Source organism: Psychroserpens citreus, assembly GCF_055686305.1.
In genome coordinates, this window is record NZ_CM145999.1 from 3,202,519 (window position 1) to 3,216,523 (window position 14,005).

The 14,005-nt window shown below is 32.7% G+C and carries 14 protein-coding genes; 8 read left to right on the forward strand and 6 right to left on the reverse strand.

Annotated elements, in window-relative coordinates; all coding sequences use genetic code 11:
* The first annotated feature begins 28 nt into the window (after positions 1-28).
* Entirely contained in the window at positions 29-1,441 is a 1,413-nt protein-coding gene (locus ACTU6T_RS14310) for a T9SS type A sorting domain-containing protein (protein WP_460218877.1), read from the forward strand.
* A 1,091-nt stretch (positions 1,442-2,532) separates the two neighbouring features.
* Positions 2,533-3,153 (forward strand): YqaA family protein, encoded by a 621-nt coding sequence (locus tag ACTU6T_RS14315; RefSeq protein WP_460218878.1) that lies wholly within the window; start codon positions 2,533-2,535, stop codon positions 3,151-3,153.
* An 87-nt stretch (positions 3,154-3,240) separates the two neighbouring features.
* Here the strand turns inward: ACTU6T_RS14315 and ACTU6T_RS14320 are convergent, their stop codons facing one another.
* Complete coding sequence (locus tag ACTU6T_RS14320; RefSeq protein ID WP_460218879.1) at positions 3,241-3,768, reverse strand: hypothetical protein; 528 nt, start codon at positions 3,766-3,768, stop codon at positions 3,241-3,243.
* A gap of 528 nt (positions 3,769-4,296) precedes the next feature.
* On the opposite strand from ACTU6T_RS14320, the gene ACTU6T_RS14325 reads away from it, so the two are divergent.
* Positions 4,297-4,569 (forward strand): hypothetical protein, encoded by a 273-nt coding sequence (locus ACTU6T_RS14325; protein ID WP_460218880.1) that lies wholly within the window; start codon positions 4,297-4,299, stop codon positions 4,567-4,569.
* A 92-nt stretch (positions 4,570-4,661) separates the two neighbouring features.
* Here ACTU6T_RS14325 and ACTU6T_RS14330 read toward each other — a convergent pair whose 3' ends face one another.
* Positions 4,662-4,853, reverse strand: coding sequence for a cold-shock protein (locus tag ACTU6T_RS14330; protein WP_460218881.1), 192 nt, complete (start codon positions 4,851-4,853; stop codon positions 4,662-4,664).
* 149 nt (positions 4,854-5,002) lie between these two features.
* Between ACTU6T_RS14330 and ACTU6T_RS14335 the strand changes: the two genes are divergently transcribed.
* Positions 5,003-5,950, forward strand: coding sequence for a lipase family protein (locus ACTU6T_RS14335; RefSeq protein WP_460218882.1), 948 nt, complete (start codon positions 5,003-5,005; stop codon positions 5,948-5,950).
* Positions 5,951-5,956: 6 nt separating this feature from the next.
* Here the strand turns inward: ACTU6T_RS14335 and ACTU6T_RS14340 are convergent, their stop codons facing one another.
* Together ACTU6T_RS14340 and ACTU6T_RS14345 are read right to left on the reverse strand one after the other, a co-directional pair.
* Positions 5,957-6,658, reverse strand: coding sequence for a DUF6090 family protein (locus ACTU6T_RS14340; protein WP_460218883.1), 702 nt, complete (start codon positions 6,656-6,658; stop codon positions 5,957-5,959).
* Between the two features lie 134 nt (positions 6,659-6,792).
* Entirely contained in the window at positions 6,793-9,267 is a 2,475-nt protein-coding gene (locus ACTU6T_RS14345; RefSeq protein WP_460218884.1) for a zinc-dependent metalloprotease, read from the reverse strand.
* Positions 9,268-9,458: 191 nt separating this feature from the next.
* Here ACTU6T_RS14345 and ACTU6T_RS14350 point away from each other — a divergent pair, with 191 nt between their 5' ends.
* From ACTU6T_RS14350 to ACTU6T_RS14360, 3 genes are all read left to right on the forward strand, one after another.
* Complete coding sequence (locus ACTU6T_RS14350) at positions 9,459-10,283, forward strand: OmpA/MotB family protein (protein WP_460218885.1); 825 nt, start codon at positions 9,459-9,461, stop codon at positions 10,281-10,283.
* A gap of 155 nt (positions 10,284-10,438) precedes the next feature.
* Complete coding sequence (locus ACTU6T_RS14355; protein ID WP_460218886.1) at positions 10,439-10,732, forward strand: DUF3817 domain-containing protein; 294 nt, start codon at positions 10,439-10,441, stop codon at positions 10,730-10,732.
* A complete protein-coding gene (locus ACTU6T_RS14360; RefSeq protein ID WP_460218887.1) occupies positions 10,732-11,967 on the forward strand; it encodes a mechanosensitive ion channel family protein in 1,236 nt (411 codons plus the stop codon). Before ACTU6T_RS14355 ends, ACTU6T_RS14360 begins: the two co-directional genes overlap by 1 nt.
* On the opposite strand, the gene ACTU6T_RS14365 is transcribed toward ACTU6T_RS14360, so the two are convergent.
* Complete coding sequence (locus ACTU6T_RS14365; protein WP_460218888.1) at positions 11,964-12,353, reverse strand: acyl-CoA thioesterase; 390 nt, start codon at positions 12,351-12,353, stop codon at positions 11,964-11,966. The genes ACTU6T_RS14360 and ACTU6T_RS14365 overlap by 4 nt on opposite strands.
* A 131-nt stretch (positions 12,354-12,484) precedes the next feature.
* Here ACTU6T_RS14365 and ACTU6T_RS14370 point away from each other — a divergent pair, with 131 nt between their 5' ends.
* Complete coding sequence (locus tag ACTU6T_RS14370) at positions 12,485-13,099, forward strand: dioxygenase family protein (protein WP_460218889.1); 615 nt, start codon at positions 12,485-12,487, stop codon at positions 13,097-13,099.
* On the opposite strand, the gene ACTU6T_RS14375 is transcribed toward ACTU6T_RS14370, so the two are convergent.
* The gene (locus tag ACTU6T_RS14375; protein ID WP_460218890.1) at positions 13,100-13,984 is read right to left on the reverse strand and encodes a DUF72 domain-containing protein; all 885 of its coding nucleotides are present in this window, start codon (positions 13,982-13,984) and stop codon (positions 13,100-13,102) included.
* Between the last annotated feature and the right edge of the window lie 21 nt (positions 13,985-14,005).

Sequence of the window (14,005 nt, forward strand, 5' to 3'; positions counted from 1 at the left end):
TCCAAATTAAACTTAAAACCTATTTATTATGATAAAAAACTACACTTGTTTATTGTTATTATTAAACTCATTATTTTTAAATGCTCAAATTAACTTTGTTGAAGACACCTCTAATAATTTTGCACCTGTTAGTTTAGGAGCTGTTAGTTTTGTAGATTACGATTTAGATGGCGATATGGATTTGATGATTACTGGAAGTAGTTTGGGTAATACTCCTACAGCAAAATTATATAACAATAATGGTAGCGGTATTTTTACCGAAGTTACAGGAACACCATTTCAAGGTATTTATGATAGTGCCATTGCTTTTGCAGATTTTGATAATGATGGAGATGACGAATTACTTACATCAGGATTAGACGCCAATGGAAACAACCCAACAAAACTTTTTTCTAATAATAATGGGGTATTCACAGAAGTTACTGGAACAAGTTTTATATCTGTTGACCAAGGAGATATTAGTGTTGCTGATGTTAACAATGATGGCAATAAAGATTTTTTATTAAGTGGTAGAGAATTATCAACCAATTTTTCTAGTACAAGATTATATGATAATAATGGTTCTGAAATTTTTGCACCATTTCAATTACTGGCCAATTCAGTAAAAAACTCTGCAACAGCTTTTGCAGATATTGATAATGATGGAGATAATGATGTTTTATTAAGTGGCATTAATATTTCTAATGGTGATACCATTAATTTATATAAAAATGATGGCACTGGTGTTTTTAGTTTAGTAAGTACCACACCATTTCTATCTGTAACCGACGGTGATTTAGAGTTTTTTGATATGGACAATGATAGTGATAAAGACCTTATTATTATTGGTAATAATGCTATTGGTAGAATAGCTAAATTATATAGGAATGATGGTTCAGGGATATTCACAGAAGTCACAGGAACTCCTTTTATTGGTGTAGGTGGTAAATCATCACTATCAATTTTTGATGTTGATAATGATAACGATTTAGATGTGTTAATGAGTGGTTTAATAGATAATGGAAGTTACCTTACAAGATTATACACTAATGATGGTTCAGGAAACTTTACAGCTATTACAACCTTACCATTTGATAATGTAAGGTTTGCTGCTTTGGCTAGTGCCGATGTCAATGGTGATGGAAAAAATGATATATTAATTACAGGTTTTAATGGTACAGCTAAAGTGACCAAATTATATTTAAATACTTCAACCTTATCCACCGAAGACTATAGTGTTTCAAAAATTGAAATCTATCCAAATCCTGCAACAGATAGTTTTGAAATAAAAAGTTTAGAAACAATAGATTCAGTTGCTATTTATGATATTCAAGGTAAACTAATAAAAACTTTTAAAACACCTTTAGCTAATTACAATATTGAAAGCTTAAAAACAGGGATTTACTTTGTGAAAATAAAATCTAACCATAAAGTAATTAGCAAAAAACTACTAAAAGAATAATGGTATCAAATATTATAAAGCGATATAAACTAGAACTATTTTTAATATTCCTATACAGTTGTATGGGAATATTATTTTATTTCTCACTCATTATGTAAAATAGAATCTAGATGTTTAACTTGGCCTCATAAAATTTTGGTCAAAACAATAGGAGAAATGAGCGTCCATATTTTAGGGATTTAGAAATACAGTTTCTTAAGAGTTCGAGTCATACAAAGTTTTTCAAAGCAATCTTAACCAGTTCAGATGTTTCCTAAAATATAGCGAATGAGTCGTTAATTGTTTCCAAAATTATATGCAGCCTTGAATTTTTGTTTCTTTTGTTTCAAGACAAAAGACAATGAAACATTAAAAAGAAAACTTCAATTAAAAGATAAAATATAACAAGTGTATGGAAATTTACTCGCAGAGAAATTTTATACTCTTGTGGCAAGTTGACGAGAATCGCTTAAAATTTTTTATTACGTACATTTTAAAACGTAGCAAAAAGTGAAGCTTTTATAATGCGCTGGCAAGCGTTGGATAATTAGCGTATAAAATAAATTACAATAGTAATTTGATTTTATGAAAGCAATCGAGCGTTTGGTAGCGGATATTTTACATAACGTCAAATTATAGTTACAAATGCAAACAACTCTGCGAAGCAAACCGCTTAATAGTTTAATTGCCCCAAGTTCTGTAGTTTCTTTATCAGACAAAAGTTTCTAGGGTATTTTACATAGTATATAATTATAGCTTACGAATGTTTACAAATAGCTTCACGTAAAATAGCTGTTACATAATTGCTATCGATATGAACTTAAAGGCGTCATATCTGCAACTATGTAAAATAGAACTAAAAAGTTCTATTCGCTATTTTACTCACACGAATACATTTGTACTATAATTTATATTATGTAAAATAAAAATATATTGTGATTAAGCTAAACCTCTACTTCATAGTGTTTACAATCAATACTTTATAAGATATCAATAAGATAATATTAAGTAACAAGTCATTGTATTTCATCGAAAAAACAAAAAATAAAGTGCATTTTATAAATGATATAATATATTTGAATACCCCAAATACCAACTTTAACTTAACCTAAATGAAACCTACACGATCTCGAACGTCTTCGGATAAAACCCGAATTCAATTGCTTCATCAGTATTATTCGTATACTGGATTTTATAGCTTTATTTGGACTGCTGTTAAAACAGCGTTTCCTTATGTAGTTGCGTTTATCGCTGCTGTCATAACTGCAAATCAATTTATTGATGTCAATACGTCTTTAGTACGTCTTACAGAAATATTACCTGTAACCAGTGTGCTAAGTGTGTTCTTTTTGTCTGAAACCATTCTTGGTCTTGTTCCACCAGAAATATTTATCGCTTGGTCTGGAAAAACAGCAACACCTTGGTCATTTCTAACAATATTAGCGCTTCTATCCTATTTAGGCGGTTTGGTGTCCTATTGGTTAGGGCAATTATTTACAACCATTCCTGCTGTACACAGTTATTTTGAAGTTAAGATGGAAAAACAACTTAAAAACTCTAAAAAATGGGGAGGATTTCTTATTATCATTGGTGCGCTATTGCCTGTGCCTTTTGCAGTATCTTGCATGACGGCTGGACTCATTAAATACCCGTTTAAAAATGTAGTGTACTATGGTTCGTTAAGAATCGTCCGTATCTTTATCTATGGGATTGTCATATTTAATGTACTTTAAAAACCTTTTATATACTTAAAACATAAAAATATCCAGTGCTAACTAAGAGTGCTGCACTGGATATTTATCTATTAAATGCTCTAGGTATTACAGATTGATACCTTCAGAAGCTCCAAATACATATAGTACCCCTTGCTCAGTTTGAGTAATATTAACTGCTAAAAATCCGGCCATCCAAAACAAACTCTCTCCAGATGTAATTTGATGTGTTCCTGAAATAAATCCAGCTTGACCTCCTTGGTTTACAATATGATTAGTGACTTGCTTTGCTATTTCAGTTGGTACGCCACTTAAAGAAATACCCCAGCTACTAAAATCATCAGCAATTTGCGTTACTGCGCATGCAGGAGCTACTCCCATTTTAACCGAACTTAATGGTCCCATATATCCACCATCCACATTACTCGCTGGTAATGGGTTGTTTGGAAATGTTTTATTGAATTTAGTGGTTAATAAGGTTTCCATCTGTCCTAATGCATGTTGCGTTAGTACAGGTACTGGATCTCCTGGTTTAACAGGTTTTAAACCTGCCACTTTTAATGCCGCATTTACAGAATTATAGTAAATGGTAATGTTCGTTGTGTTGTTTACTGTTGGACTTAAATTATGACTCATGATATATAAAATTAGTTTCCTACTCTTATGGCTTTTCAGATACGGCCTCGTTTTTTTGTGTGGGTTCTGAACTCCACATTATTTAGCAATATAAAATCACATCAACTAGTATAGTGACTTATCATAATGTGTTGATATACAAAACATTAATATTGCTAAATTAAAATGAAAGTTTATCTAATTTACCTAAGGTTTTACGGGGTTTTATATATCGGTAACACTAACGTTTACTTAGGCAGTTATGCATTTTTACAATTAGGTATATGCAACTTATTACTGTTGTATAACTACCTAATCATCACACTAGGTATTTTATTAATATCTCAAGAGACACACAATAAAAAATCAATATCAATCACCTCCTGCAACTCTATAATATTCTGCTAGATATTTTTGTATTTAATCGGTAAAACAGAACATCGTCTACATTTCTAGCGAATATTTTGGTCGTTCATCCCATTTTCAGTGTGAAAACATGCTTTGAATGTAACTTGTATATATCCCTCGATCTATTAAAACGCAAGTATTATGGACGAAAATTTAGCCTTATTCAATCAGATTAACAGCCTGTCTTATTGGCTGTTAAAAGAAAGTAACTTCAAGAGTTCAGTAACTTTTGATGCCAATGATGACAGTTATTTTATATCTATTAAAAAAGGTGTAGAATCAATTTACAAGCATCATGTTGAAGATTTCAGTAGAAAAGATAGTCGTTTGCTTAAATTTGAACTCTCTTCAATAGTGAGTCATTTATTACAAATAAAGCAATCTATTCATCAAGATCGTAGACGTACTGCTTAAAATTTTAACGTATTCTACATTTTAATGAGTTTAAACAAAAAACCCGTCCACTGATGTGTGACGGGCTTTCATAATTTAGGTTAAGCGTATATTTAGATAACTTTTACGTTTACTGCGTTTAATCCTTTTTTGCCTTCTGTTAAATCGAATTCAACGGTATCGCCTTCACGAATCTCGTCTATCAACCCAGAAATGTGTACAAAGTGGTCTTTGTCTGAACCTTCTTCAGTTATAAAGCCATATCCTTTGGCATCGTTGAAGAATTTTACTGTTCCTTTACTCATTGTATTATATATATATTGTTTAATAATACTTGATACTATTCAAATACAATGCCATAAATACTATATATTGGATTTTAAAATCACGTATTTCTACGCTATTAATTGTCCGCTCCTGAATCTATATTTGAGTACATCAAAATTTAAAACTTATGGATCCTTGTAGATTATTGTGCGCATCGGCTTCGGCTTATTTAATTCAAACCTCATATCCTTCGGGAATGTATCAACTCGATTTGATTGATCCTAAAGGTTTACCTAGTCCTACCTTATTACCAATTATTACAAAAGATGAAGCTAATCAATACCATAAAATTGGTTTGATTGACAAGCCTTATGTGATTGTTTCTGATGAAATTGAAGCCTGTTTCGTTGGAAAAACTGCTTCAGAAATCATCTTGTCCTTTAGAGGTACCTTACCTCCTGCTTGGACTATTGATGCCATTTTAGATTGGATTCAAAATATATTTCTAGCGGTTCCTGGTGAGTTCGATCATTTTCCTGGGAAAGTACATTCAGGATTTCATTTCGCTTTAATCTCGCTTATAGATAATATTGTGAAAGCTATTCATAATTTAGATCCATATCATAGATTACCCATTTATATTACTGGGCATAGTAAAGGTGGTGCTATGGCTCCCCTTGCAGCAGTACTCCTGTCTAATAAGTATAAATTTAATATTACACAAACCATAACTTTTGCTGGTCCGAAACCTGGAGATGCAATATTTAGAGATTATTATAATGCCATATTTACAAACGATTATAATTATGAAAATTATCTCGACATTGTTCCATTTTTACCACCTGGAACTGATACAATCGAACTCTTACGCTCTCTCGTTCCTGAGTCTTGGACCAAATTCCGTCAGTTATTAAAAGATGCAGAAAATTGGAACTATAAACCTGTTGGCCATGCACTCTATGTAACCAAAGATTCAACTATTGAAAAACCAACGTTCATTAATGAAGCCGAACGTTTGGCTAAAATAGCCGAATATTTAGTTATAGATCCAAGCGAAATTGGCAAAGCCCATCATGTGAGTTGCGGATATCGTTATATGAAAGCTATTTGCAAAGGAACAGTTTGTGGATGCTAAGGCGTTCTATTTGGGTTCAATCCGCTGATCTATCTCCTCCATTATTTTGAGATGACTAGCCTTTAATTGTTGCAATTGTGGTACTAAATTATTGTAAATTAGTATAGAATGAATGGTTAAACGTGCCTTATAATTATCACTTAAAAAATAGGCCAACATATCAGGATGGTCTAATTTACCCATTAGTAAATCTGCAATCCAAGGTTGTTCTTCTTTTAAATAGTTCATGTTATTATCAATGTCTTCACTTATACGATCTATTGATGTGGTGACTAGATTTTCGTAAATTCTATGACTTGCAATGATATCTGAAATCAATGTGTCTTGTTTTATATTGGCTTCGCCTACATAGTTCTCTAATAGACGTATTCCTTTTTGTTGCAGACTAAATGGTGAATATGACAGTATGAGCCCATAACCTTGTTTGTTTGCCTCATAGGTTTTAGCAGAAACCGTATCACTTAAAAACAGTTTAAATAACGGTTTTCTATCGTCAACAAATTTTAACACTTGTCCAATAACTAATGTATCGACTTCTAAATCTTGCTTGTATACTTCTAAATATGTTTTTAGTTGATTTTCAGAAGCACGTTTTTCATTTTGATTATTGATACTCACGGCAATTAAAATACCTATAACCACTAAGATAATCTCTCCTATTCCATACATTAAGTATTTATAAAGGCCTTTTTTTGATAGTAATCCCATTCTGTTTTTATTAAATATGCTCATGAACTTAACATGCTAATTCCTTCCTAAATATAATTGAATGTTATGACACTAAAAAAACACCATCCTGAAATTCATCAAAATGGTGCTTGTTTTTACTTCGGAAATATCAACTATTTCGGATCTAAAATCTGTTCAATACGTTTTACGCAATCCCTATAATGATATTTCGTCACCGTGTTGACTCCTCTATTTCCAGCAGCTGCAACCTGACGCTTAAGTATATTTAATTCGCCACGTACTAAAGCTCTCACATCAGATTGAGATACATTATAATATTGTCTAGATCGTCTTGGATCTAAATCTTCTGTCATTAAATATTCCATACGATCAATATAAGCGCGTTGCAAATTACGACGATAGACATCCACATTTTTTGTGATATTAACCTCACTCCAAATCCCTTTTCGCAAATCTCTAAGCATGGACAAAGCATTATAATTTTCTTGATTGATAGCTTGATGATCAATCAAACGTCCTAGGCGTTCAAAACTCAAAAGACCATTAAGATAGCGGGTCTGTAATCGTCCCAAACGATCTGTATAACCAGCGTAATTTATATTTTGAAGCATGTTTTTATCTAAGAGCCATGTTGGTGTTTCAAAAGCATTGTCATGCAGCCATTGCATCGATTCTTGTTGTTTTAATTTAGGCACAGCTTGATACACAATACCTCCTTGACGAGGCGTTGTTAAATACTCTTCTACACCTCCAACATTACCTAAAACATGACCAATGTAACGATTATAGCATCCTAATAACTCACCATATAACTCTTCTAAATCTTCATAGTTATTTGTCTGATCACTCGTCCATTTTGGTAAGTTTTTTGTCACAAACTTTAAATTTTTCAACGCGTAGTTAGATGCTTTTATGGCATCATTACCAATATCTTCAGTTTGAGAATTAGGATCAAATCGGCTACTCTGTTTTCCAAAGACATACATTGGGTCACCTGCTTTATCCATAATCCATTTGTCTAAAGTACTACGTTCAGCATCCGCTGAATTTGCTGCAGGAAGTGCACGATATCCCCAATTAATTGCATAATGATCATAAGGACCAATCTGACGAATAAACCGAATGTTTTCATCTCCAGGCTGGGCGATATAATTATAGCGTGCATAATCCATAATCGTTGAGGCAATTCCAAATTCTTGTGTAAATGCACCATTACGATAGCTTTCAACATCATAGGCTTTACTCGCACTCATATTATGTGGCAAACCTAAGGCATGGCCAACCTCATGAGCAATCACCATTTTCATCATCTCTCCTATCTCCTCTTCGGGTGTGTTTAACGTTCTCGCTGAAGGATTTGCTGCTCCAGTTTCTAGCATATAACGGTTTCTATACGAACGCAAATGATTGTGATACCAAATGATATCACTCTCAATAATTTCGCCACTTCTTGGATCAGAAACACTAGGTCCAATAGCATTTCGCGTTTCACTTGCCACATAACGTACGACTGAATAGCGAATATCTTCCGGACTAAAATCTGGATCTTCCTCTTTTGTTGGAGGGTATTTGGCAATAATTGCATTTTTAAATCCTGCTGTTTCAAATGGGCCTTGCCATAATTCTATACCTTCTTTGATATACTTGCGCAAATTTTCTGGTGTTGCTGGATCTAAGTAATACACAATTGGTTTAACAGGCTCAACCAATTCTCCTCTAGCATAAGCAGCTGGATCTTTAGGCTCTAATTTCCAGCGTCTTATATATGTCTTCGTATCGGCTTTAAGTTCTTCACTACCATAATCCACCTGACTAAATGTAAACCAGCCTACACGCTCATCAGCATATCGCGGTTGCATCGGCTCTTCTGGAAGCAAAATCATCGATTGATTCATTTGCAAGCTAATGGTTTGAGCTGCACGTGCCGAAGGTGGTTGTGATGCATTATAAGTCATATCTTGAACCACTTCTATATTTTTAGGAAAACTTTTCATAGTATTAATAAAACTACGAGACGCATCCAAATTTCGAACCTTATATGATGTGCGCAAATAACTTGGTAATCCGCTAATCGCTTTAACATCACTACTATAAAACTTAGTTACATCAACTACAACAGCAGATGAATCTTTACTAAATGACACAATATCAAAGGCATATAAAGTAGGCTCATAATTATTAGATTTAACAGAAATACTAATAGGCAATTCTTCGTCAGCTACTGAATTATATGAACGTTCTTTAATCAATATTTTTTTATCAAAACGTTCCCAAGATATTAGGCGTTCACCTGTTTTAGTTCCAGCATTAATATATCCACCACCTAGATTAGCTGGAAGTTTTGCAATTCGACTTACTAGCAGCATATCTTTCCCTAGATGTTCATTTGGAATTTCAAAAAAGTACTTCTCTCCCACTTTATGAACTTTGAATAAGCCATCATCAGAAATAGCGTCTTTTGTAATTACTTTATCATAAGGTTTTATTTTGCCCTTTGGTTTTTTTGGTGCAGGTTTTACTACTTCCGTTTTTTGTTTTTTTTTCTTTTTTCGTTTGGATTGTGCTTGGTTTGTTATTGGCATCATGCAAAATGCTAATGCCAATAAGAGAAGTATTGATCTCTTCATAATATTTTATTTGGTATGATTAAGCACTAAAATTAATCAATGCGCAGAAGACAATACTAAATTTCACAAAATTTTAAGGACTCTAATATCTGATGTTAACAACCAATAGTTAATAAAAATTAGACTTAAAAAAGTCTGAATACGATTTTAGTCCGTAGATATACACATAAACTAAAACTTAAAGAACAACTATGAAACGAATTTCAGTAATTGTATTATCAGCATTATTTTTTACAGCATGTGTCTCAAAAAAGAAATACCTCGCTTTAGAACAAGATAATGGCGAATTAAAAAGTGAATTGACAAAAACTAAGGTTGAAAAGGAAGAATTAGAAACTAAGTTTGCAAGAATTCAAGAGCGCGTAGATAACTACAATTCTAAAATTAATGAACTCACTGAAGAAAATAACGCAAAATTAGTATCAGTTGATGGTGTTGTGATTTCAGAACAGCAAAAAGATGCTATGCGTGAGTCATTAAAAAATGTGCCTCCTGCATATATGGCTACTGCAAAAACATTAAAAGATTCGATGAATTTGGCTTTACAATTCAATCTAAAAGCATCTATGGATAATATTGAAGAAGATGAAGACATTGCTGTTAATATAGAAGAGACAGTAGTAATGATTTCAATTTCAGATAAAATGTTATTTAACTCTGGAAGCTATAGAGTTAGTGATAAAGCTAATGATATCTTACAAAAGATTGCCAATGTCATTAACTCTGAAGAAAGTCTAGATGTTATGGTAGAAGGTCATACAGATAATAAGCAAATGCGAAGTGGAGCGGCTTTAAAAGACAATTGGGATTTGAGTGTACTTCGTGCTACAGCAGTTGTAAAGAAACTTCAAGATGAATACGACGTGGCTCCAGAGCAGTTAATTGCAGCTGGACGTAGTTTTTATCAGCCATTAGCACCAAATAACACTGAAGAAAACAGAGCTAAAAACCGTAGAACGCGAATCGTTATTTTACCAAATATTGATAAGTTTTTTGCGATGATGGCATCAAATTAATAATTACTTGACCTATTTACATTTTGGTTAATTAATCCAAGGAAAGACTGTTGATAACAACAGTCTTTTTTTGTATTTAAACTTTAATAAAAATAGTTTGAAATTAGTCGTCATATTTACTGTACTTCTACTAATTTTGCACAAATTATTAGCTTATGTTGTCTTTACTAAATAGCTTTAGAATAGTTGCTCTACTTGAAGGTGTTTCCTATATACTATTATTATTCATAGCCACACCTATAAAATATTTTGGTGACGATCCAATGTATGTAAAACTATTAGGCATGCCACACGGGATTTTGTTTTTGGCATATATTGTTTTAGCCATTATAATTGCTCAAGAACTAAAGTGGAAAACTAGAACCTTGCTAATTGTTTTAGCCGCTTCTGTGATTCCTTTTGGAACCTTTTATATAGAAAAGAAATATCTCAAAAATAAAGCATCATAATGGATTTTAGACATCTTCTTTACGATTATTTGGTATCGGTGGGCTTGAGTGATAATTCTGCAAAATACTTGAATATGCTAGCACTTAGTCTAGCATTACTCATTGTATTATTTGTTATTGATTATGTCATTAGAAAAGTATTAGTCAATACATTTAATGCCTTTGCTGTACGCTCAAAATCGAATTTCGATAATATTTTGGTAAAGAATAAGGTCCCAAGAAATATCGCACATATTATTCCCTTATTAATTGCCATTGAATTTGTGCCTATTATTTTTTCAGATTTCAACTATATTGAAAATATCTTAGAAAAAGGGCTTAAAGTGTTTGGAATTATTTTAACGCTATGGGTTGCCAGAAGTGTCTTAAATACAATTAAAGATTATTTAAAAACGTTGCCTCGCTTTAAGGACAAGCCTATTGATAGTTACATTCAAGTATTTATGATATTTGCATGGGTTATTGGACTCTTTTCTTCCTTTGCCATTATAAGCGGGATTTCATTTTGGAAATTTGTTACTACACTTGGTGCTGCTTCCGCAGTAATTATTTTAGTGTTTAGAGATACTATTTTGGGATTTGTAGCCAGTATTCAGGTCTCTATAAATGACATGGTACGCATTGGTGATTGGATTACGTTTGAAAAGTACGGAGCCGATGGTGATGTTACTGAAATAAATTTAGCAACAGTAAAAGTGCAAAATTTTGATAAAACCATCACCACAATTCCTACATACGCACTCATATCTGATTCGTTTAAAAACTGGAGAGGCATGCAATCATCAGGTGGACGACGTATTAAACGTTCTATTATTCTTAAAGCAACTAGTATTAGTTATTTAACCAATGCACATGTTGAAAAATTAAAAGGAATTCAACTTATCAAAGATTATTTGAATAGTCGTCAAAATGATATTGATAAATATAATACCGAACATCAAGCAGATAAATCGGTATTAATCAACGGACGCAACTTGACCAATTTGGGTGTATTCAGAAAGTATATGCAAACCTATATTGAAACGCACTCGGCAGTAAATAAAGACATGACTATTATGGTGCGTCAATTGGCTCCAACATCACAAGGTTTGCCTTTAGAAATCTATTGCTTTAGTAGTGACAAGCGCTGGGAAAATTACGAATATATTATGGCAGATATTTTTGATCATGCCTTAGCTGCTGTGACGTACTTTGATTTAGAAGTTTACGAATTGTCTGGTGTGATAGACAGTTAATCTTCTAGCCTATCTTTAACAAATTCTACTTTAGTTTTTCCATGAGGTTTCGGTTTACCATCTTCTCCTAAATTAACCATGATAATGTTATCGACTGTAAGAATCGTTTCTCTTGTCATTTTATTACGAACTTCACATTTCATAGTTAGCGAACTTTTTCCAAATTTAATAACCTCTATACCAATCTCAACAATATCACCTTGCTTAGCAGAAGCCATAAAATTGATTTCTGACATGTATTTGGTTACAATCTTAGAATTTTCTAATTGAATAATCGTATATAGAGCTGCCTCTTCATCAATCCAAGCTAATAATTGACCTCCAAAGAGTGTTTGATTCGGATTTAAATCTTCAGGCTTTACCCATTTTCTAGTATGAAATCTCATTGTTTTTTATGTAAAGATTAGCAATTATTCTCAAAAATGCAGCCTCTACTGTTAATCTTTTTCTAAACTTTTCTTAATCAGTATACTAAATATCTTTTGAATGGTATTTTTAGTAGACAAAATCAATCAAAATGAAGCATCTAATTACTTTAGCACTATCACTATTCTTAGTTACAAGTTCATGTGCACAATCAAAAAAAACAGGAGTTGGTGGACCTTGTGAAGGCTGTGAAGCAGCAAATTCTTATGGCAATAAATCACTAAAATCGATAGATACAATATTTGGTTTCGATACAAGGCCAAACAAAATAAAAATTAGTGGTACTGTATTTCAAAACGATGGAAAAACGCCAGCTAAGGATATCATTTTATACGTATACCACACAGATGATACTGGACGTTACCCGAAAAGAGCGAACTCTACAGGATGGGAAAGCAATCACGGTTACTTAAGAACTTGGCTTAAAACAGATAGTAAAGGACACTACACATTTTATACAACCAGACCTGCCTCCTATCCTAATTCTACAATTCCGCAGCACATTCACATTACCGTAAAGGAACCAAATGTAAATGCCTATTATATTGAAGACTTTTATTTTTCAGATGACCCGCATATTACATCTAATATTGTAAATAGAAAAAGCCCAAGAGGAGGCTCAGGGGTTATCAATCTCCAAGATCAAGGCGATATTAAATATGCGCAAAGAGACATTATCCTTGGACTTAATATTCCAGGTTATTAATTAAAATAAAGTACCAGTATCTTCGTTTGGAATTTTTAAATCACAGCCTAATTCTGCATTTAGCTTTTTAATAAAATATGCTGATAATAATGGGGATTCTTTCTCAATATTTTGATGAATAAAGAAATCAACCTCTTTGATACCTTGCTCCTGCCACTCATTCAAACGTAGCACCCATTCATCAAGTCGATCATAATCGCTTGGGTGGTTTGCGCCTACATAACGAACAAATACTCTAGGATTGGTTAATCGCATGTGCATAAGATCTCGACGGCCAGCTGTGTCCACAATTACATTTGAAATATTATTGCTTTCTAATAAATTATATAACTGATTAGATACCACATCGTCATTGTACCAATTGGTGTGTCTAAATTCTACAGCCAAAGGAACTTCTTTAGGCCATTGTTCTATAAAATGAACAACTCTATCAAAATCTTTAGGTGTAAAGTTAGAATGCATCTGTAAAAATATGGTACCTAGCTTTTCTTTTAAATGCCTAGCATTGTACAAATAATCTTCAACCACAGATTGAACGTCATTTAAGCGTTTCCAATGGCTAATTTCCTGATTTAACTTTGGAAAAAACTTAAATCCGTCAGGTGTTTTGTCATACCATTTAGAAAACTGCTCAGCGGGAAAAATTCTATAAAAAGTTGCATTGAGTTCAATAGAATTGAATTGATTAGAATAGTAAACCAATTCGTCTTTTGTTCCTCTGGGATAAAACCCTTTAAGATCTGCTCGATTCCATTTTGCACAACCTACATAAAGTTCTGGCACATTATCGTCTTTAACTTGTTCTAAAACTCTTGCTGTATCAATATGATCATGTGGTAAACTTAAATCTAAATCTTGTGGATTATCTACACTTCCAAATTTCATATAGGTTGTTTTTATCAAAGA